This window comes from Janthinobacterium sp. SUN176, assembly GCF_030587335.1.
GTDB classification, from domain to species: domain Bacteria; phylum Pseudomonadota; class Gammaproteobacteria; order Burkholderiales; family Burkholderiaceae_D; genus Janthinobacterium; species Janthinobacterium kumbetense.
Genome location: NZ_JAPWIA010000001.1, coordinates 3,682,516 through 3,700,362 on the forward strand (window position 1 = coordinate 3,682,516; position 17,847 = coordinate 3,700,362).

The window sequence follows — 17,847 nt, forward strand, 5'->3', positions numbered from 1 at the left end:
CGCGTTAATACGTATCGCCGGCAACTTTTTTCACCTGCGGGCGGGCGGAATCAGACCCGTTCCAGCACCAGCGCGATGCCCTGGCCCACGCCGATGCACATGGTGCAAAGTGCATAGCGCCCGCCCGTGCGGTGCAGCTGGTTGACGGCCGTCATGGCCAGGCGCGCGCCCGACGCGCCCAGCGGGTGGCCCAGGGCGATGGCGCCGCCGTTCGGGTTCACGCGCGGGTCGTCGTCGGGTAAACCCAGCTGGCGCAGCACGGCCAGGCCTTGCGCGGCAAACGCTTCGTTCAATTCGATGACGTCGAAGTCGGCCAGGGTCAAGCCCGTCATAGCCAGCACTTTCAGGGTGGCGGGCGCGGGGCCGATGCCCATGATGCGCGGCGCCACGCCGGCCGTCGCCATGGCCACGACCCGCGCGCGGGGCGTCAAGCCAAAGCGGGCCGCGTTCGCTTCGTCGGCCAGCAGCAGGGCCGCCGCGCCATCGTTGACGCCGGACGCGTTGCCGGCCGTGATCGTGCCATCCGCGCGCACGACGGGCTTGAGTTTCGTCAAGGTTTCCAGGGTGGTGGCGCGTGGATGCTCGTCGCGGGCAACGATGACAGGGTCGCCCTTCTTCTGGGCGATGCTGACGGGACAGATTTCACTGTCGAACACGCCCGCCTGCTGCGCCGCCAGCGCCTTGACCTGGCTGGCCAGGGCGAACGCATCCTGATCAAGACGGCTGATGCCGAAGTCCGACGCCACGTTTTCCGCCGTTTCCGGCATCGAATCGACGCCGTACTGCGCCTTCATCAAGGGATTGATGAAGCGCCAGCCGATGGTCGTGTCTTCCATTTTCATGCCGCGCGAAAAGGCGCTGTCCGCCTTGCCCATGACAAACGGCGCGCGGCTCATGCTTTCCACGCCGCCGGCGATCAGCAAGCCCGCTTCGCCGCTCTTGATGAAGCGGGCGGCGCTGCCGATGGCGTCCAGGCCCGAGCCGCACAGGCGATTCAGGGTGGCGCCCGGCACGCTGTCGGGCAAGCCCGCCAGCAAGGCCGCCATGCGCGCCACGTTGCGGTTGTCCTCGCCCGCCTGGTTGGCGCAGCCGTACAGCACGTCGGTGACGGCGTTCCAGTCCACATTCGGGTTGCGCGCCATCAAGGCACGGATGGGCACGGCGCCCAGGTCGTCGGCGCGCACGCCGGCGAGTCCGCCGCCATAGCGGCCAAACGGCGTGCGCTGGGCGTCGCAAATGTAAGCATGGGTCATGTTCTTTCCTCCAAGAAAGTAGTTTGCGTATTGATGGTGAACTAACGTCCGTCCGTCAGCGGCACGGCGGTCAACGCTTGCAACTGCTCGAAACTCAAGCCATCCACCAGTTCGACGACCGTGGCGCCGGCGGGCGACAGGTCGAGCACGGCCAGGTCGCTGTAGATGCGGCTGACGCAGGCGATGCCCGTCAGCGGATAGCTGCAGGCCTGCACCAGCTTGCTTTCACCCGTCTTGGTCAGCAATTCCATCATGACCCAGGTTTTTTTCGCGCCGATGGCCAGGTCCATGGCCCCGCCCACGGCGGGAATGGCGTCGGGGGCACCCGTGTGCCAGTTGGCCAGGTCGCCCGTGGCGGAGACTTGAAATGCGCCCAGCACGCAGATGTCCAGGTGGCCGCCGCGCATCATGGCGAAGCTGTCGGCGTGGTGGAAGTAACTGCCGCCCGCCAGCAGGGTAACGGGTTGCTTGCCCGCATTGATCAGGTCGTAGTCTTCCTCGCCCGGCGCGGGCGCGGGGCCCATGCCGATCACGCCGTTTTCGCTGTGCAGGATGATGTCCGCGCCGGCCGGCAAGTGGTTCGCCACCAGGGTCGGCAAGCCGATGCCCAGGTTGACGACATTGCCTTCATGGATGTCCGCCGCCACGCGGGCCGCCATTTGATCTCGATTCCATTTATTCACTTGATATTCCTCAGGCAGCTTTGAAGCCGGCGGGGCCGGTGGCCGTGCGCGGCACTTGCACCAGGCGCTGCACGAACAGGCCCGGCGTGATGACGTGCTCGGGATCGATGCTGCCCAGCTCGGCAACTTCATGCACGGAAGCAATGCTGACTTTCGCGGCCATGGCCATGATGGGACCGAAGTTGCGCGCCGTCTTGCGGTAAGTCAGGTTGCCCCAGCGGTCGCCCTGCTCCGCCTTGATCAGCGCGAAGTCGGCGTGGATCGGCGACTCGAACACATACATGCGGCCGTCGATCTCGCGCGTCTCCTTGCCCTTGGCCAAGTCCGTACCGTAACCCGTGGGCGTGAAAAAGCCGCCGATGCCGGCGCCGGCGGCGCGGATGCGCTCGGCCAGATTACCCTGCGGCACCAATTCCAGCTCCAGCTTGCCCGCGCGGTACAGCGCGTCGAACACGTGGGAATCGGCCTGACGGGGGAACGAGCAAATGATCTTGCGCACTTGCCCGTTTTTCAGCAGAGCGGCCAAGCCCGTGTCGCCATTGCCCGCATTGTTGTTGACGATGACGAGGTCGCGCGCGCCCTGGGCGATCAAGCCGTCGATCAGCTCGGCCGGCTGGCCCGCGCCGCCGAAGCCGCCAATCATGACGGTGGCGCCATCGTGGATATCGGCCAGCGCATCAAGCACGCTGGAACGCAGTTTGTCGATCATTGCCTGTCCCCTTCAAATCAAACTCATCAGACATTTGTTCGTATAGCGAACAAATATTCGCATTTAGAACTTATTCGTGAGAATATGCCTGATCGGGGCGCTTGTCAATTTGCCGTTTTCGCTAGCGCCATGGCTATAATTGCCACCTTGACCAATTGGAATCGCCATGACCGCACGCAGCAGCACGCCCCTTTCCGCCGAAGAAACCCTCGATGCCGACGGCGCGCCGCGTCCTGGCGACAGCTATGTGCAATCGTTCGCGCGGGGCCTGGCCGTGCTGCGCAGCTTTGGCGCGGACGCGCCGCAACAGACCCTGAGCGAAGTGGCCGAGCGGGCGCAGCTGACGCGCGCGGGCGCGCGGCGCATCCTGCACACCTTGTTGCATCTTGGCTACGTGGAAGCGGATGGGCGGCTGTTTCGCCTGACGCCGAAGGTGCTCGACCTCGGCTATGCCTATTTGTCGTCGCTGCCCGTGTGGACGCAGGCGCAGCCGCTGCTGGAAGAATTGATGCAGACCTTGCGCCAGTCGTGCTCGGCCACCGTGCTCGACGGCGACGACATCGTGTATGTGGTGCGCCTGTCCGCGCACCGCACCATGTCGATCAACCTGGGCATCGGCAGCCGCCTGCCCGCCTACTGCACCTCGATGGGACGGGTTTTGCTGGCGGGCCTGGCGCCCGAGGTGCTGCGCGAACGGCTGTCGAAGATGGCGCTGCTGAAAATCACGCCGGCGACCAAGGTCGATATCGACGTCTTGATGGAAGAGATTGCGCAAGTGCGGCGCCAGGGCTGGTGCCTGGTGCAGGAAGAGCTGGAACAGGGCTTGATCGCCCTGGCCGCGCCCGTGTTCGACCGGGCCGGCAAGGTGGTGGCGGCGATCAACGTCAGCGGCCAGACGGCGGGGCCGTCCGTCGCGCACCTGCTGGAACACAGCTTGCCGAAACTGCTCGATACGGCAAGCCGGGTCAGCGCCCTGGTGCGCGTGCAGCAGTAGCGCTTATTGCTTGAACCTTATTTCTTGAATTTGGCGCACGGATCCGGGCGCGGTTGCGCGGGCATCGTTTGCGTCAGGTCAAACGTGCCCTTGTAGCCGCTGCCGCCCTGCTCCAGGTAGCCGATGCTGCGCACGTTCAGCTGCGGGTCGGCCAGCTTCAGCCAGCGGGGCACGCCGATATCCTTGCGCACGTGGTCGTTGCCGGCGATCAACACCACGTCGCGCGGCGCCTGGTCGCGGATCAGCTTGGCCATCCAGATATCGCGCGCCACCTGGGCGTTGACGACACCTTTGATCATCATGTCGGGCAGCATATTGCAGCGGGCCGCCTGGACTTCCTTCTCTTGCCCGTCCAGGATATCGGCCGGCACGGGCGCAGCCAGGTACGTGGCCACCATCGCGGGCGGCATGGCCCACTGGATGCCGTCGCGCACGATGCGCGAGGCGTCGGCGGGCGACAGGTTGCCGGCGACCAGGCTCAGCTGGTAGCTGATGACGAGGTCCAGCACGGGCCGGTACAAGCTCCAGTCCCAGCGCGGCTGTTCCATCACGCGGATGATGCAATCGGGGTCGGCGCAATCGCGCGCGGCGCGCGTCAGCAAGGCCTGGTTTTCGCGGTCGAACTGTTCCATGACAATCACGGGACGCCAGCCGGTCGCCAGGCGGCGGCGCAATTCCTCGACGCGCAGGCGCTGGCCTTGTGCATTGTCATGGACTTCGCCCAGCAGCAACACTTGCGGATTGGGCAAGGTGTCAGCCACGGGCACGGGAGCGGGCGGAGCGTCTTTCTTCAGCAAGCTGCCGCAGGCGGCCAGCGCCAGCACGCTGCACAACAGGGCGGCGCGCGCGCCGGCGCGGAAAATCACGGTTTTCATGTCAGGCGGGTATCTTCAAGTGGCGATGCGCCAGATTGTACCGTCTCAGGCCGGCGCCGGCAGCTTGCGGCGCTCCAGCACTTCAAAGACAAGCATGCCGGCCAGCATGGCGCCGGTAAACAGCCACGCCTTCGGCTGGCCCGCCAGCAGGGAGACGAGGGCGGGGCCGGGACAGAAACCGGCGATGCCCCAGCCCGCGCCAAAGGCCAGGCTGCCCAGCAGCAGGCGCCGGTCGATGCGCCGCGATACTGGCAATTGCATGGGTTCGCCCAGCAGCGCCGTGCTGCGCCGCCGCGCCAGCCAGAAGGCGGGCAGGGCCACGCCGATGGCGCCGCCCATCACCAGCGCCAGCGACGGGTCCCAGGCGCCGGCCAGGTCGAGGAAGCCGAGCACCTTGGCCGGGTTGCCCATGCCGGAAACGATCAGGCCCAGGCCGAAGACGAGGCCGCTCAACAGGGAAAGGATCAGCTTGCTCATAAGCTTGCTCACAGATGGCGCAACAGATAGACAGTGAGGAAACCGGCCGCCATGAAGGCGATGGTGGCCGCCAGCGAACGCGGCGACAGGCGCGACAGGCCGCACACGCCGTGGCCGCTGGTGCAGCCGGCGCCATAGCGCACGCCCACGCCCACCAGCAAACCCGCCACGATCAGGGCGGGCGTGCCCGCATCGATCCGCACGGGCGGCAAGGCTTGCCACAGCGAATACAGCAAGGGCGTGCCGATCAGGCCGGCAAGAAAGGCGATGCGCCAGGCCAGGTCGCCACGACGCGGCCGCAGCAAGCCGCCAAGGATGCCGCTGATGCCGGCGATGCGGCCGTTGAACAGGATCAGCAGGGCCGCGGCCAGGCCGATCAGCATGCCGCCGGCCAGCGAGGCCCACGGCGTGAAATGCTGCCAGTCGATGTGCATGGAAATACTCAGTCCGCTTCGTCGTTGAACGTGGGGCGTGGCGCGCAAAATTGCGCGTACAGCACTTGCAGCACGGCCAGCACGGGCGCGCTGGCGACGCGGTAATAGATCTGCTTGCCGTCGCGCCGCGTGGCCACCAGCATCTCTTCGCGCAGCACGCCCAGTTGCTGCGACAGGGTCGGCTGGCCGATGCCCACTTTTTGTTCGAGGTCGCTGACGCAATGCTCGCCCTGCGATAGCTGGCACAGCAGCATCAATCGGTCGGCATTGCCCATGGCCTTGAGCAGCGAGCTGGCCTTGTAGGCCGAGCCACGCATGGCGTCGAGGTTGTATTCGGCGTGTTGTGTTGCGACTGTCTCCATCGTGCCCTCCCACAGGCGGTCATATTGATCATCATGCGATAAACAATATACTAATCAATATACTGTTTTCCTGCTGGCGATTCGCACAAAAAAACAACAGTGTTTTTCGGCGATAGCGTGCTCATGCGAAGTGTGCGGCAGCGATAGCCATCACGCTATCAAAATGATAAATATTCGTAATTTAAAGTAAATAAGCGTAGCAAAATTGCCACGATTTGTGCTGTAATAAGAGCTCTTCAGAAAAATCGTGATACGCCCCCGTACAGGCGCATTGTCCGTCCAGGCGCAGGCCGGTTTTCGACCGCACCGCACGGTGAACCAGGGAGTCAAAGATGAAGTTACTTCAGCCGCTAGGCATGGCCATGCTGGCGCTGTCGGCGTGTGCCGGCAGTGCGGCGGCCAGCCCCCCGCCCACGACACACGCCCAGGTCGTGAGCGACGACAGTCTCGGTTTCACCAGCACTGCCGACAATCCCGGCTGGGACACACCGGACTTGCCGTATGCGCGCCTGCTGGCGCAGGGCACCATGCTCAACGCGGCCCCGCGCTGGAGCAGCACCGGTGCGCGCCACGGCGCACTGCCTCCGTCCGCAGCCGCCACGGCCCCGGCCGTGCAGCAAACGAACGTGCCGCCGCCCGTGCCCGAAGCGAGCATGGTCTCGATGTTGCTGGTGGGACTGGGCTTGCTGGCCTTTAGCATGCACGGTGAAAAACAGGAAAAATTCGATAGCTGACCCTATTCCGGCAGACGATGCCGCTGCCTTAAAAAAAATTCCGCCTTGCGCGGAATTTTTTTTGCCTGCCGTGCCTGGGTTGATGCTCACTTGATACTCACTTGTCCAGCAAGCGGCAAACCCGTTCGATATTGCCCACAGGAATGCCCGACTTCAGGGCGCGTGCGATGCAGGCCGCCTTGTCCGTGCCCGAGGCGGAAATCAGCACGAAGGCCGTGCCCAGGACGCTGACGGCAACCAGCAATATCAGCACGCCCTTGACGATCTCCCAGTTCATGGCGCGTCAGCAATCTCATACGTGAAAGCATAATAATGCTTGCCCTCTTCGATGCGGATGGCCAGGCTGCCCGACAGCCCTTGCAATTGCTCCGTCCCCGTATCGGGCACCACCGTCACCGACAAGGCGGGCGCGCCACGCGTCATCGTGCCGCTGTGCTGCAAATAAAAGCTGCCGTGACGTCCGTCCAGCGTGCCTTCCACCCGCTCCAGCGCCACATAGCCTGCCGAGCCGGCCACGCTGGCGCGCGCGCTGAGCATCTCGCCCCGCGCACTGGCGTCGAGGGCGCCGTGGTAGCGCTTGTCGAGCGACAGGCGTCCCAGCCCCGATTGCGCGGCCGTGTCCGACAAGGTTTCCGGGGTGATGGTGACGTCGAAGGTACCGCGAATGGTAGGCATCAGTACTCCTTGGAAAATGAAGAGGTGGCGGCCGCCTCCGGCCCGTTCAGCAGCACATGTAATTTTTGCATGGTGGCCCAGTTGCGCGAGGTGACGCCATCGCCGAGCAGCACGCCCAGCGCCGCCACCACCTTGCTGGCCAACACGCCGTCGGGACACCAGGCATACGCGGCCCAGCGCCCCAGGACCAGCGCTTCCGGCTGCCACGGCCGCTGCGCCAGGGGCGCCAGGCGCAGCATGTCGGCCGGATTGTTCAGCACCAAGGTCAGCAGACGGGCCGCATCGGCCGCCGGCGCCAGGGTGTTTTGTTCGATCAGTTCGGCAAACTGGCTGGCCGACAGCACCGTCACCCGGGCCGCCACGCCCAGTTTCAGCACCAGCGCTTCCTCGATGCGGGCAGCGGCGTCGACCGGCGCGACCTTGCCTCCGTCATACACGACGTTGCCGCTGTTGAGCACGGTACGCACCTGCGCAAAACCCAGGTCGCCCAGCAGCTTGCGCAGGTCGGCCATGGCCACGCGCTTGGCGCGGCCGACATTGATCCCGCGCAAAAGCGCCACTTGCTGACTATTTTCCATCTGTGCCATGTGTTGTCTCCTTGCCTATGCCTGGCCGGCCGGAACGCTGGCGGCGCCTTCCGGCAATGGCGTCACCTTGGGCAGGCGCAGCAGGAACGTCGCGCCCTGACCCAAGGTGCTGCTGACCGTGATGGTGCCGCCAAACTGCTTGGCAATCAAGTTGAATACGATATTCAAGCCCAGGCCCGTGCCGCCCTGTCCGCGCCGCGTGGTGACAAACGGGTCGAACACGCGGTCGAGCATGTCGGGCGCGATGCCGCGGCCATTGTCGCGCACCTGCATGGCGATCCAGTCGTTGTCGCCGTGCACGCCGATATGGATGTGGCCGTCCGTGTCCGCATCGAAGGCGTGCTCGACGCAGTTCAGGACCAGGTTGGTCAGCACCTGCGCCAGCGCGCCCGGATAGCTGTCGAGCATGATGCCGGGCGGGCAATCGATATCGACGCGGATGCGCGTCTTTTTCAGGGTCGGCTGCAGGCTCGAGATGACTTCGCCGATATAGTCGCGCAATTCGAACAAACGGCGCGCTTCGCTGACCTGGTCGACGGCGATCTGCTTGAAGCTGTGGATCAGGTGCGCGGCGCGGTAGGCATTGTTCATGATCAGGCGCGCGCTTTCGCCGGCCGTTTCCAGGTAGCGCACGATATCGGTCTTCTTCACGCTGCCGCCCGCCACCGCCGCGCTGATGCCATCGGTGGCTTCCTTCAGCACCGAGGCGCTGGTCAGCGCGATGCCGACCGGGGTGTTGATTTCATGCGCCACGCCCGCCACCAGGCTGCCCAGCGAGGCCAGGCGTTCCGACTGCAGCAACGATTCCTGCGCCCGGCGCAACTCGTCCATGGCCTGCGCCGTCTCCTGCTGCGAGCGGCGCGCCATGTCTTCCGCCTCGCGGCTGCCCTCGATGATGGACTTGAGCTTGCGCTGCACGGCATTGAAGCCGCGGATCACGTCGCCCAGCTCGTCGCGCCGGTTTTCCGGCAGCTCTTCGACGTCATCGCTGCCGCGCGTGGCCAGGTCGAACAAGCCGTCGCGCAACTGTTTCAAGGGGCCAAAGACGATGCGCAGGCTCAGCGCCAGGGCGCCCACCAAAATGATGTCAAGTAGCAACACTTCCAGCACCTTGCGCCGCACTTCGCCGCGCAGGGCCGCATCGATCTGGGCACGGCTGAAATTGACGATGACCTTGCCGACGATCACCGGCTTGCCGCCCGTGGCCGCGGCCACGGCGTCGCGGAACACCAGCGGCGCCTCGACGGGCGTGCCGCCCATGGCCACATCGGAGGTCAAAGGCACCAGGGTGCCGGCCGCGTCGCGCACTTCGCCCGCGAACAGGCCGACGGAGGCGTCGTAGACGCGGATGCCGACCAGTTCCGGCGGCAGCATTTCGGCCGCGACGATGCTGTCGACCTTGGATTTGTCGAGATCCCACAGGGCGGACGGCAAGCTGGTCTGCAAGCGCGTGAGCACGCCGCTGCGCAGGCGCGCGCTGCCCGATTCGAGTTCCTTGCTCAAGGTATATTGGGTATAGCTACCCGAAATGCCCAGCACCAGGGTGACGATCACGACAAAAAGCAGGGTCAGCCGGACTTGGATACTCACCATCAATCAACACTCCCCGGGCCAGGCCGCCAGCCCGCGGCGCGGGCGCAGTGACGTCAGCGGACAACAGCCTGAATCAAATGTACGGTATGACATGCTTATTGGCAAGATTTACAGCAATGCCGTTTTCCACCAGGCCTTGATACAGGTTGAGACATTGCGTCATGGCAATGGTAATATCCCGCAATCATCTAAGGAGTCGTCATGGCGGTCATGCATCAACATCTACCCCTGGAACAAGTTCGTCCTGGCATGGTCTTGTCGGATGTCTTGCTCGATGCGCATGGACAAGTGCTGTTGCCGCAAGGCGCGGTACTGACGGAAAACATGCTGGCCCTGATGCCGCGCCACAACATCGACATGCTGCCGATCCAGGCGCCTCCCCCCTCGCCCGAAGAAATCGCCGCGCAACAGGCGGCCGACAGCGAACGACTGGCCTACCTGTTCCGCAAGCATGACCCCGAGGATCCCCTGGATGCGACCACCACCTTGCTGCGCAGCTATGTCACGGCTTACCGCCTGGGCACGGGAGAGGCAGCATGAGCACCCAGCTGACGCTCGACGATATCGTCGCCCACCTCGACGACTTGCCATCGCTGCCCGCCGTCGTCATGGAACTATTGAACAGCATCGACCAGGAAGACGTCGATATTTCCGTGCTGGCCAAAAAAGTATCGTACGACCAGGCGCTGACGGCGAAAACCCTGCGCCTGGCCAACTCCTCGCAATATGGCTTGCAAGTGAAAGCCACCACCATCCAGCAGGCGATCACCTACCTGGGCTTCCAGACCACGCGCAGCCTGATCACGTCGGCGGCCATCACGGGTTGCTTCCCGGAAGGACGCTGTCCCGGTTTCGACGACAAGGCCTTCTGGCGCCATTCGGTGGCGACGGCCGCCTGCGCCAAGGTGCTGGCGCGGCAAATCCGCTTCAACCAGGATTACGCGTTCACGGCTGGCTTGCTGCACAACATCGGCCGCCTGGTGCTGGTCAGCAGTTTTCCCGCGCACTATGCGCAAGTCATCGCGCACCAGGCGGCGCACGATTGCAGCCTGCTCGAAGCGGAGCAAGCCGTACTGGGCGTGGATCACGTGCAAGCCGGCGTGGCGCTGGCCGAACACTGGAATTTTTCCGACACGATGCGCCTGGCGCTGGGCAACTATCTGCAGCCGGACACGCCGGGAGCAGGCTTTCTCGCATCGCTGATCCACGTGGCCAATGCCGTCGTCTGCGCGCTCGACCTGGCGCAGGCGGGCGACGACATGGTGCCGCGCGTCTCGCCGGTAGCCTGGGACGCGCTGGGCCTGGGCGAAGACACGTATCTGCAACTGTTCCGCGAGACGGAACTGCGCTATGACGAAATCACCTCGGCACTGCTGAGCTAAACATGGCCGCAAACGCAAACGGCTCTCGCTGCGAAGCGAAAGCCGTCAAGGGTACTGCGGTGTGTCCATGCTGCCCGGTCCACGCCGGCCTGTTGCCGCCAGCAGTTACGCAAGCGGCACAGTCAGCGCGCCACCGCCGCATCAGTGCGCGTAATTCGATTCTTGCGCATCGCCGCGGTCTTCCGCTTTTGGACGGCCCTGGGCGTCGGACAGACGATACTTGGTGCGGCGGTCGCCCATCAAGTCGCGCAGGTCACGGATGCTCATGCCCGTCACTTCGTGCATGCGGATCAGCAGCGAGGCGCCGACCGGCAAGCGGTGATGGCGGATCTTGCTGATGACGGGTGGCGCCACTTCGAGCAGACGCGACAGGGCTGCATCGTTTTTCAGCTGCATCTTGCTCAGCAGAATATCCAGCAGGTGGTTCGGGTTGTAACTCTCTTGCGATGCTAATGCATGATGTGCCATGATTTTTCCTCGTCTGGTGAATGTAGAAAATAATGCCGATACGAACTTAAGGCTGGCTTAGAGTGTTCAAATAAACGTCTGTCCATCGGATTCAGCCCTCCCCCGCCTTTCCTCCGTATCGCACTGCCTGCACAGGACTCGCACAGCCACGCCCAGCCAACGTACGCAATTTGCCGCGTGAGTAAAAGCACGTGCAATTCACTGAAATGAATTGCATATAAGGCAATATACTAGCCCAAACACGCGGCATCTGCGCCTCGCGCAAACTTCCTGATTGTTAAATATCAATCAAGCTGCTGGTTGGCTTGGCAACGATGCTATTTCAACACATTAGGATGCCAGCGGGCGCACACAAGGCTTTGCAGCAACTTGTTACAAATCAATGGTGTCACACGGCAATAAATGCTTTTGGGCATCACGACGCAGGGCCACATATACAGGCGACAACCTTGTCGGCAAGGTAAGCACAACATGGCCCGCCCCGGCGATTTACGCTAAACTATGGCCTGAACTTGCAGCGAGCCTGCCGCCGGGCAGCCAGAGGCGCCCGGCCGGTCATCCACCGCCTCCCGCCCCGAGCGGCGCACAGCGCAAGCCCCCTGCCCAGCTTATTTGCAGCCACACTGATTTGCTCCATTATTTGTCCCACTTATTTGCCGCCACATTTACCGATAAGCACCCGACGCCATGCAGAAAAAAGTATTCATTAAAACCTTCGGCTGCCAGATGAACGAGTACGACTCGGACAAGATGGCCGACGTGCTGGGCGCCTCCGATGGCCTGGTGCGCACCGACACGCCGGAAGATGCCGATGTGATCCTGCTCAATACCTGCTCCGTGCGCGAAAAGGCGCAGGAAAAAGTGTTTTCCGACCTGGGCCGCCTGCGCGAGCTGAAACTGGCCAAGCCGCACCTGCTGATCGGCGTGGGCGGCTGCGTGGCGTCGCAGGAAGGCGACGCCATCGTCAAGCGCGCGCCGTATGTCGACATGGTCTTCGGCCCGCAAACCCTGCACCGCCTGCCGCAGATGATCGAACTGCGCCGCGCCAGCGGCGACGCGCAAGTGGACATCAGCTTCCCGGAAATCGAAAAGTTCGACCACATGCCGCCAGCCAAGGTGGAAGGCGCCTCGGCGTTCGTGTCCATCATGGAAGGCTGCAGCAAATATTGCAGCTACTGCGTCGTGCCCTACACGCGCGGCGAGGAAGTGTCGCGCCGCTTCGAGGACGTGCTGACGGAAGTGGCGGGCCTGGCCGCCCAGGGCGTCAAGGAAATCACCCTGCTGGGGCAAAACGTCAACGCCTACCGTGGCGCGATGGAAGGCGGAGACATTGCCGACTTCGCCCTGCTGCTCGAATACGTGGCCGACATCCCCGGCATCGCGCGCATGCGCTTCGTCACCAGCCACCCGAAGGAATTCACGCAGCGCCTGATCGACGCCTATGCGAAGATCCCGCAGCTGGTCGACCACCTGTATTTGCCCGCGCAGCACGGTTCCGATAAGGTGCTGGGCGCCATGAAGCGCGGCTACACGGGCCTCGAATACAAATCCATCATCCGCCGCATCCGCGCCGTGCGCCCGAACATGGCCATTTCGTCCGACTTCATCGTCGGTTTCCCCGGCGAGACCCAGGCCGACTTCGACGCCATGATGAAGCTGATCGCCGACGTGGGCTTCGACAACAGCTACAGCTTCATCTTCAGCAAGCGCCCCGGCACGCCAGCCGCCAACCTGGAAGACGACACGCCGCATGACGTCAAACTGGCTCGCTTGCAACAGTTGCAGGCGGCCATCGACGCCAACACGCGCAAATACAGCCTGGCCATGGTCGGCACCGTGCAAACCATCCTCGTCGAAGGCCGTTCGAAAAAGGATACGATAGATCGCGAACTGCAAGGCCGCACGGAAAACAACCGCGTGGTCAATTTCGACGCCGGCCCCGACGGCTTGCAATTGATCGGCCAGCTGGTCGACGTGCGCATCACCGAAAGCCATTCCTACACCCTGCGCGGCGAACTCGTCGCCAGCGCACCCGCATTGAAAAGAGCCAGTTGAAAACCAAAGCCCCGATACAGCCGCATTACTTCATCCCCGAGCCGCTCGACAACACGCGCCTGGCGCACCTGTGCGGCCCCCTCGATGAAAACCTGCGCCAGATTTCCGCCGCCCTCGACGTGACGATCTTCCGCCGTGGCGAGAAATTCATCGTCGGCGGCAGCAATGCCGAACGCGCCGTGGAAATCCTCGAACAGTTCTACGCCATCGCCAACAAGGTCGTGCCGCTGGAAGAAGTGCAGCTGGCCCTGGTGGAACAGCGCGCGGGCCTGTCCGCCGCCTCGGAACACCACGCCAACGCACCCGTCAGCACCTTCGTCGAGCCGGACATCGCCAGCCCCGTGCTGAAAACGCGGCGCGCCGACCTGCGCGGGCGCACGCCGCACCAGATCGCCTACCTGCGCGACATCCTCGAGCACGACATCAGCTTCGGCGTCGGCCCGGCAGGCACGGGCAAAACCTACCTGGCCGTCGCCTGCGCCGTCGACGCGCTCGAACGCGACGCCGTCAAGCGCATCATTTTGACGCGCCCCGCCGTCGAAGCGGGCGAACGCCTGGGCTTCCTGCCGGGTGACCTGGCGCAAAAGGTCGACCCGTATCTGCGTCCCCTCTACGATGCGCTGTATGATTTGCTGGGCTTTGACCGCACGCAAAAACTGTTTGAAAAACAGGTGATCGAGATCGCCCCTCTGGCCTACATGCGCGGACGCACCCTGAACCACGCCTTCGTCATCCTTGACGAGGCGCAAAACACCACCGTCGAACAGATGAAGATGTTTTTGACGCGCATCGGCTTCGGCAGCAAGGCCGTGGTGACGGGCGACGTCACGCAAGTCGACCTGCACAAGAGCCAGACGAGCGGCCTGATCGACGCCGTGCACGTATTGAAAGACGTGCGCGGCATCGGCTTCACGCAATTTAACAGCACCGACGTGGTGCGCCATCCGCTCGTCGCGCGCATCGTCGACGCCTATGAAACGGCGCAGGCGGCCAACGCCGACGCCGCCCAGTTACTCCCCTTGTTGAAACCAGCTGCCGCCAAAAATGTCCGAAAAAAATAAACTGTCCCTGTCCGTGCAATATCCGGACGCCCGCCTGGAAACCCTGATCACGCGCCCGAAAGTGCGCCGCTGGGTCAAGGCGGCCCTGTTCGCCCCCGCAGAATTCACCATCCGCTTCGTCGACGCGGAAGAAGGCCGTACCTTGAACCGCGATTACCGCGAAAAGGACTACGCCACCAACGTGCTGACGTTCGCCTACAACGAAGGCGAAGAACTCGGTGACGACGAGCCGACGCGCGCCGACATCATCCTGTGCACCGACGTGCTGGAAAAGGAAGCGGCGGAACAGAAGAAAAGCGTGGAAGAACACACTGCCCATCTGATCGTGCACGGCGTGCTGCATGCGCAGGGCTACGACCACATGGATGACGAAGAAGCCACCGAAATGGAGGGCCTGGAAACGGACATCCTGGCCAAGCTCGGCATCACCGACCCGTACAAGGAGTAAGACCATGGGAACCTGGGCCACTGACGCCTTCGGCAACGACTACGCCATGGATTGGGCGCAGGACTTGCACGAATATAAAACCCTGGAACTGGTCGAGACGACGCTCGACAACGTCATCGACAGCCAGGAAGCGGAGCTGGAAGCGCCGTTCGCCGCCGAAGCGCTGGCCGCGCTGGAAGTGATCGCGCGCCTGCTGGGCAAGCCGGGCGAGGACGACCCGGCCACGGCGGAAGTGGACGAGTGGGTGGCCGCCTGCAAGAAGAAGGTGACGCCGCCGCTGCTGGACAAGGCGCGCCTGGCCTTCGAGCGCATCACGGCCGAGTCGTCGGAACTGCGTCAGCTGTGGCAGGACAGCGAGCATTTCGCCGACTGGCAGGCCGACGTGGCGGCCCTGCGCGCGCGCGTGCTGGGCCCGGACGCCGCGTAAAACATCGGGCAACGGCGCACTTCGACGTATTAAATTTGCATCAAAAGCGGGGAAATCCGGTATTCCCCCACTTTTGGTGTATCCTATATCCCTTCGCAACAACGGCTCACGCCTCCTATGCCCGAGCACCCTAGTGGCGTCAGAACTGACGTCAAGCCCCACCGGTCACTGTTTGAACGCCTGACCGCACTCATTTCCCCCGAGCCAGAGAACCGTGCAGAATTGCTCGATGTTCTACACGATGCGCATGAACGCAAGCTGATCGACGCCGACGCCCTGTCGATGATCGAAGGCGTGTTTCAGGTATCGGATCTCTGTGCGCGCGACATCATGATTCCCCGCTCGCAAATGGATGTCATCGACATCAGCAAGCCGATCGAGGAATGGATGCCGGAAGTCCTGTCCACCGCCCACTCGCGCTTCCCCGCGATCGAAGGCGAGCGCGACAAGGTCATCGGCATCCTGCTGGCGAAAGACTTGCTGCGTTATTACGCAGAAGAAACTTTCGACGTCCGCGACATGCTGCGCCCCGCCATCTTCATCCCCGAATCGAAACGCCTGAATGTGCTGCTGCGCGATTTCCGCGCCAACCACAATCATATGGCCATCGTCGTCGATGAATACAGCGGCGTCGCCGGCCTGATCACCATCGAAGACGTGCTGGAACAGATCGTCGGCGATATCGAGGATGAATACGACTTCGACGAAGCCGAGGACAACATCCTGTCGCTCAAGGAAGGCCAGTTCGGCCCCCGCTGGCGCGTCAAGGCGCTGACCGAGATCGAGCAGTTCAACGAAGAAGTGGGCAGCCACCTGGTGGACGACGACGTCGACACCATCGGCGGCCTCGTGTCGAAGTACCTGGGCCGCATGGCGCACAAGGGCGATATTTTCGACCTGGGCAATTTGCGCTTCGAGGTGCTGCGCGCCGATGCGCGCCAGGTGCACGTGCTGCTCGTCGAGCGCCTGCCCAATGTGCCGGAACTGGAACTCTGACATGCGCGTGCTGTAAATGCGTTTCAGACGCGCTGACCCCAACGCCCCCGCCAAACCGCCCCGCAGCACCTGGGCGCGCATGCTGACTGCCGCCATCGCCGGCGCCGTCGCCGTGCTGGCGTTCGCCCCTTTCGGCTACTGGCCGCTGCAAATCCTCAGCCTGGGCGTGCTGTTCTACCAGGTGCTGCGTTCGTCCAGCGTCAAGGGCGGCGCGCTGATCGGCTGGGCCTACGGCTTCGGCTGGTGCGCGGCCGGCACGCACTGGCTGTACATCTCCATGCACCGCTATGGCGACATGGCCGCGCCGATCGCCGCCGTCGCCGTGGCCCTGCTAGCCCTCCTGATGGCCATTTACGTGGCCCTGGCCATGGGCGCGGCCGCCTGGCTGCGCCAGCGCTGGGTGCTGTCCCTGCCCGCCATGACCCTGCTGGTGCTGCCCGCGACCTGGACCCTGTTCGAATGGACGCGCGGCTGGCTGTTTACGGGTTTCCCGTGGCTGGCTACCGGTTACGCCCACAATGCCAGCCCGCTGGCCGGCTTTGCCCCCATCGTTGGGTCGTATGGCCTGGGCTGGCTGGCGGCGCTGTCGGCCGGCGCCCTGCTCTTGCTCACGCATCGCACGCGCTGGTTCGCGCTGGGCGGCGTGATCACGCTGTACGCGGCCGGCATCGGCTTGCAGTACGTGGCGTGGACGCACCCGGTCGGACGCCCGATCACGGTGCGCCTGCTGCAGGGCAATGTGCCGCAGCAGCAGAAATTCGACCCCGGCTTCGTGCTGGGCGCCCTGCAGATGTACCAAAGCGCCATCACCAGCGCGCCGGCCGACCTGATCGCCACGCCGGAAACGGCCGTCACCGTGCTGCCGCACCAGCTGCCGCCCGGCTATCTGGATAGCCTGGCGACGTATGCGCAGCAAACGGGCAGCTCGATTTTGGTCGGCATGCCCGTGCTCGACGAGCAGCAGCGCTTCTACAATGCAGCCGTGGGGATCACGCCCAACGGCACGCCGGGACCGTACTACCAGTACCGCAAGCACCACCTGGTGCCGTTCGGCGAATTCGTGCCGCCCGGCCTGCACTGGTTTGTCGCCATGATGGCCATCCCGCTGGGCGACATGGGCCGCGGCGCCGAGGTGCAAGCGCCTTTGGCCGTGCGCGACCAGCTGGTGCTGCCGAATATCTGCTACGAAGACCTGTTTGGCGAGGAAATCGCCGGCCAGCTGGCCAGCGCCCACCGCAGCGGCAAGCAGTCGGCGTCCGTGCTGCTCAATATCTCGAACCTGGCCTGGTTTGGCGATTCGATCGCCATCCCGCAGCATCTGCAGATCTCGCAGATGCGCAGCCTGGAAACGGGCCGCCCGATGCTGCGCTCGACGAATACGGGCGCCACCGCCGTCATCGACGGCAAGGGCGTGGTGCAAAGCCTGCTGCCGCCGGAACAGCAAGCCACCCTGGCGGCCAAGGTGCAAGGCATGGGCGGCATGACGCCATACATTCTTTACGGCAACAAACTGGTGCTGGCCCTGGCCGCGCTGGCCCTGCTGACGGCCTTCCTGCTGTCGCGCGCCGCCCGCCGTGGCCGCACCGCGCAGCAATAAGCGGCCGATATTGCCCGAAGAGTCACAGTGGGCCCGT

The 17,847-nt window shown here is 63.9% G+C and carries 22 protein-coding genes; 10 read left to right on the forward strand and 12 right to left on the reverse strand.

Features of this window, described 5'->3' with window-relative positions; translation table 11 throughout:
• Positions 1-50: 50 nt before the first annotated feature.
• The 3 genes from pcaF to O3299_RS16625 are packed head-to-tail and all read right to left on the reverse strand — an operon-like array spanning position 51 to position 2,645.
• On the reverse strand, positions 51-1,253 hold the full coding sequence (gene pcaF / locus O3299_RS16615; protein ID WP_251350314.1) for a 3-oxoadipyl-CoA thiolase: 1,203 nt from the start codon (positions 1,251-1,253) through the stop codon (positions 51-53).
• A 41-nt stretch (positions 1,254-1,294) separates the two neighbouring features.
• On the reverse strand, positions 1,295-1,936 hold the full coding sequence (locus O3299_RS16620) for a 3-oxoacid CoA-transferase subunit B (RefSeq protein WP_305062737.1): 642 nt from the start codon (positions 1,934-1,936) through the stop codon (positions 1,295-1,297).
• Between the two features lie 10 nt (positions 1,937-1,946).
• The gene (locus O3299_RS16625; RefSeq protein ID WP_077408447.1) at positions 1,947-2,645 is read right to left on the reverse strand and encodes a 3-oxoacid CoA-transferase subunit A; all 699 of its coding nucleotides are present in this window, start codon (positions 2,643-2,645) and stop codon (positions 1,947-1,949) included.
• Between the two features lie 166 nt (positions 2,646-2,811).
• Here O3299_RS16625 and O3299_RS16630 point away from each other — a divergent pair, with 166 nt between their 5' ends.
• Positions 2,812-3,639 (forward strand): IclR family transcriptional regulator C-terminal domain-containing protein, encoded by an 828-nt coding sequence (locus tag O3299_RS16630; protein WP_251350313.1) that lies wholly within the window; start codon positions 2,812-2,814, stop codon positions 3,637-3,639.
• 17 nt (positions 3,640-3,656) lie between these two features.
• Here the strand turns inward: O3299_RS16630 and O3299_RS16635 are convergent, their stop codons facing one another.
• The 4 genes from O3299_RS16635 to O3299_RS16650 are packed head-to-tail and all read right to left on the reverse strand — an operon-like array spanning position 3,657 to position 5,787.
• A complete protein-coding gene (locus O3299_RS16635; protein WP_305058707.1) occupies positions 3,657-4,514 on the reverse strand; it encodes a ChaN family lipoprotein in 858 nt (285 codons plus the stop codon).
• 45 nt (positions 4,515-4,559) lie between these two features.
• Positions 4,560-4,991, reverse strand: a complete 432-nt coding sequence (locus O3299_RS16640) for a YeeE/YedE family protein (RefSeq protein ID WP_289917240.1) — start codon at positions 4,989-4,991, stop codon at positions 4,560-4,562.
• A gap of 8 nt (positions 4,992-4,999) precedes the next feature.
• Entirely contained in the window at positions 5,000-5,425 is a 426-nt protein-coding gene (locus tag O3299_RS16645; protein WP_305062738.1) for a YeeE/YedE family protein, read from the reverse strand.
• 8 nt (positions 5,426-5,433) lie between these two features.
• The gene (locus tag O3299_RS16650; RefSeq protein ID WP_035822023.1) at positions 5,434-5,787 is read right to left on the reverse strand and encodes a helix-turn-helix transcriptional regulator; all 354 of its coding nucleotides are present in this window, start codon (positions 5,785-5,787) and stop codon (positions 5,434-5,436) included.
• A 332-nt stretch (positions 5,788-6,119) separates the two neighbouring features.
• Here O3299_RS16650 and O3299_RS16655 point away from each other — a divergent pair, with 332 nt between their 5' ends.
• On the forward strand, positions 6,120-6,521 hold the full coding sequence (locus O3299_RS16655; RefSeq protein WP_305062739.1) for a hypothetical protein: 402 nt from the start codon (positions 6,120-6,122) through the stop codon (positions 6,519-6,521).
• A 97-nt stretch (positions 6,522-6,618) separates the two neighbouring features.
• Here O3299_RS16655 and O3299_RS16660 read toward each other — a convergent pair whose 3' ends face one another.
• From O3299_RS16660 to O3299_RS16675, 4 genes are read right to left on the reverse strand one after another with little or no spacing between them, the layout of a single operon-like run.
• Entirely contained in the window at positions 6,619-6,798 is a 180-nt protein-coding gene (locus O3299_RS16660; RefSeq protein WP_099666566.1) for a hypothetical protein, read from the reverse strand.
• Entirely contained in the window at positions 6,795-7,196 is a 402-nt protein-coding gene (locus O3299_RS16665; protein WP_305062740.1) for a DUF3224 domain-containing protein, read from the reverse strand. The genes O3299_RS16660 and O3299_RS16665 overlap by 4 nt, the downstream gene beginning before the upstream one ends.
• The gene (locus O3299_RS16670) at positions 7,196-7,783 is read right to left on the reverse strand and encodes a DUF1697 domain-containing protein (RefSeq protein WP_305062741.1); all 588 of its coding nucleotides are present in this window, start codon (positions 7,781-7,783) and stop codon (positions 7,196-7,198) included. Before O3299_RS16670 ends, O3299_RS16665 begins: the two co-directional genes overlap by 1 nt.
• 15 nt (positions 7,784-7,798) lie before the next feature.
• Positions 7,799-9,376: a sensor histidine kinase gene (locus O3299_RS16675; protein WP_305062742.1), complete on the reverse strand. Its 1,578-nt coding sequence runs from the start codon at positions 9,374-9,376 to the stop codon at positions 7,799-7,801.
• A 201-nt stretch (positions 9,377-9,577) separates the two neighbouring features.
• Here O3299_RS16675 and O3299_RS16680 point away from each other — a divergent pair, with 201 nt between their 5' ends.
• A complete protein-coding gene (locus tag O3299_RS16680) occupies positions 9,578-9,916 on the forward strand; it encodes a hypothetical protein (RefSeq protein ID WP_305062743.1) in 339 nt (112 codons plus the stop codon).
• Positions 9,913-10,758, forward strand: a complete 846-nt coding sequence (locus O3299_RS16685; RefSeq protein WP_289903568.1) for an HDOD domain-containing protein — start codon at positions 9,913-9,915, stop codon at positions 10,756-10,758. The genes O3299_RS16680 and O3299_RS16685 overlap by 4 nt, the downstream gene beginning before the upstream one ends.
• A 141-nt stretch (positions 10,759-10,899) precedes the next feature.
• On the opposite strand, the gene O3299_RS16690 is transcribed toward O3299_RS16685, so the two are convergent.
• Complete coding sequence (locus tag O3299_RS16690) at positions 10,900-11,226, reverse strand: hypothetical protein (protein WP_034746769.1); 327 nt, start codon at positions 11,224-11,226, stop codon at positions 10,900-10,902.
• A 687-nt stretch (positions 11,227-11,913) separates the two neighbouring features.
• On the opposite strand from O3299_RS16690, the gene miaB reads away from it, so the two are divergent.
• The 6 genes from miaB to lnt all read left to right on the forward strand — a co-directional run bounded on the left by miaB (position 11,914) and on the right by lnt (position 17,810).
• On the forward strand, positions 11,914-13,281 hold the full coding sequence (miaB, locus tag O3299_RS16695; protein ID WP_305062744.1) for a tRNA (N6-isopentenyl adenosine(37)-C2)-methylthiotransferase MiaB: 1,368 nt from the start codon (positions 11,914-11,916) through the stop codon (positions 13,279-13,281).
• Complete coding sequence (locus O3299_RS16700) at positions 13,278-14,342, forward strand: PhoH family protein (RefSeq protein ID WP_099666560.1); 1,065 nt, start codon at positions 13,278-13,280, stop codon at positions 14,340-14,342. Before miaB ends, O3299_RS16700 begins: the two co-directional genes overlap by 4 nt.
• A complete protein-coding gene (gene ybeY, locus O3299_RS16705; RefSeq protein WP_305053992.1) occupies positions 14,326-14,790 on the forward strand; it encodes an rRNA maturation RNase YbeY in 465 nt (154 codons plus the stop codon). Before O3299_RS16700 ends, ybeY begins: the two co-directional genes overlap by 17 nt.
• Positions 14,791-14,794: 4 nt before the next feature.
• Positions 14,795-15,217, forward strand: a complete 423-nt coding sequence (locus O3299_RS16710; RefSeq protein ID WP_099666558.1) for a DUF4259 domain-containing protein — start codon at positions 14,795-14,797, stop codon at positions 15,215-15,217.
• Between the two features lie 117 nt (positions 15,218-15,334).
• Positions 15,335-16,213 (forward strand): HlyC/CorC family transporter, encoded by an 879-nt coding sequence (locus tag O3299_RS16715; protein ID WP_071075558.1) that lies wholly within the window; start codon positions 15,335-15,337, stop codon positions 16,211-16,213.
• A gap of 79 nt (positions 16,214-16,292) precedes the next feature.
• Positions 16,293-17,810 carry an apolipoprotein N-acyltransferase gene (gene lnt / locus O3299_RS16720; RefSeq protein WP_305062745.1) on the forward strand — a complete coding sequence of 506 codons (1,518 nt, stop codon included), beginning with the start codon at positions 16,293-16,295 and terminating at the stop codon, positions 17,808-17,810.
• Positions 17,811-17,847 lie beyond the last annotated feature (37 nt).